A 1,414-nucleotide genomic window follows, 5' to 3' on the forward strand; every position below is an offset into this window, starting at 1 on the left:
CACTACAGTTGCGTTTTCGGTTTGAGATGGGCTTGGTAGGCTGTGGCCTGGTGGGCACGCCGGAAGCTTGACCATGCGAGGATGCGAGTCGGAGGTATCGGCCGTTGAGCTAGCTTCAAAGCGAGACAGCGGATTTCCTGGATCGACCAGCGGATGAGCCTGGCCGGGAGGCTGGTGCTGTTTTTTTCGGTGTCATGGTATTTGCCTGGTATCGAACGGCGGCCATGAGAGCATAGGCGAACATGACCAGTGATACGTGCCTATGCCATCCATGCCAGGATCGCGTTTCATTGTGGTCGAGGCCGAACTCGTTCTTGGCGGTCTCAAAGCATTCTTCGATGCGCCAGCGAGTTCCTTCAACCTTGATCAGGGTCTCGATGGGCGTGTCCTTCGGACACCAGGTGGAAAAATAGGCAAGCTCGCCATCGCCGATGCCGCGGCGGATCAAAAGACCACGCGTCCATGCCCCGGGAACCGGTGCATCGTATTCGGCGGCATCGAGGTCGGCGAGCGGACAATAGGCCCAATCATAGAGCCGCTCGCCCTTGGTGCCATGGCCGGCGGAGAGCGTTCTCCAGGCATCGGCCGGCAGGGTCGCGGCAATGTCTTTCGCCTCGCCGGCCATGGGGCGTTCCCTCGACCAGGAGCCGAACCAATGGTTGGAGTTGACGCCGAGCACGTAGCCTTTTCCGGCCCGGCGGAGCGTCATCTCGATCTCGCCCACGCCATAGACGCTGTCGGCCGCGACCCAGGCAAACGGAACATCGGCCGCGATGGCCTGCTTGACCATGGCGGCCGCCATCGCGGGCTTGGTGGCGAAGCTCACCGTCCCGGGCACATGTGCGGCTCCCAGCCGAGCCGCGTCCGATGTCCAAGCCTTCGGTAAATAAAGCGCCCGGTCAATGAAAGCGTGCCCTTTTGAGGAGACATAGGTCGCAAACACACCGATCTGGCAATTGGTGATCTTGCCCGCCGACCCGGTATATTGGCGGCCAACACCACAGGAGGCCTTTCCCTGCTTGAGGAAACCAGTCTCGTCAATCACCAGGACAGCATCGGCCTCGCCCAGATGCGCGACGACATGGTCCCGCACGATGTCACGCAACGCGTCGGCATCCCAACGTCCACGGCCAAGCAGGGCCTGTTGCCGCCACGGACCTTTGTCGCCAGCCGCTTCTGCCCGCATCCAGCCGGTCTTGCGCGGCTCGTTGCCGAGCAGGGCGTCCAGGAACTGTCCTGCCGAGGCGGCGACACGCTCCTGCGTGAACAGCGGTCGCAGCCGGCGCTTGCCCTCCCGCAAGGCCGATGCCCAAAGCGCCAGCATATCCTCAACCGACGCACCACCAATCATCAGATCCCGAATCATGGTCGCCCATCGATTCAGAAACCCTAGCAAAACGCAACTGTAGTGCTA

The 1,414-nt window shown here is 61.9% G+C and carries 1 protein-coding gene; it reads right to left on the bottom strand.

The features are described 5' to 3' along the window. Positions 1-115 precede the first annotated feature (115 nt). Complete coding sequence (locus tag K9U41_RS22830) at positions 116-1,366, bottom strand: IS701 family transposase (protein ID WP_282643129.1); 1,251 nt, start codon at positions 1,364-1,366, stop codon at positions 116-118. Positions 1,367-1,414 lie beyond the last annotated feature (48 nt).

The organism is Xanthobacter autotrophicus (assembly GCF_029991245.1).
GTDB lineage: Bacteria > Pseudomonadota > Alphaproteobacteria > Rhizobiales > Xanthobacteraceae > Xanthobacter > Xanthobacter autotrophicus_C.